This is a genomic window from Stenotrophomonas bentonitica, from assembly GCF_002887735.1.
GTDB lineage: Bacteria > Pseudomonadota > Gammaproteobacteria > Xanthomonadales > Xanthomonadaceae > Stenotrophomonas > Stenotrophomonas bentonitica_A.
Genome location: NZ_PKQP01000037.1, coordinates 1 through 372, shown reverse-complemented (window position 1 = coordinate 372; position 372 = coordinate 1). Strand labels below are relative to the sequence as shown.

General features: G+C 51.1%; 1 rRNA gene. It reads left to right on the top strand.

What is annotated here, in order from left to right:
- Positions 1 to 372: ribosomal RNA gene (locus C0R07_RS19650) — 16S ribosomal RNA — on the top strand; the annotation flags it as partial.

Here is a 372-nt window from a genome sequence, read left to right as displayed (position 1 = left end):
GTAATCGGTGCCAGCCGCCGCGGTAATACGTAGGTCCCGAGCGTTGTCCGGATTTATTGGGCGTAAAGCGAGCGCAGGTGGTTTAATAAGTCTGATGTAAAAGGCAGTGGCTCAACCATTGTGTGCATTGGAAACTGTTAGACTTGAGTGCAGTAGAGGAGAGTGGAATTCCATGTGTAGCGGTGAAATGCGTAGATATATGGAGGAACACCGGTGGCGAAAGCGGCTCTCTGGACTGTAACTGACACTGAGGCTCGAAAGCGTGGGTAGCAAACAGGATTAGATACCCTGGTAGTCCACGCCGTAAACGATGAGTGCTAGTTGTTTGGGGCTATCCAGCCCTAAGTGACGCAGCAAACGCATTAAGCACTC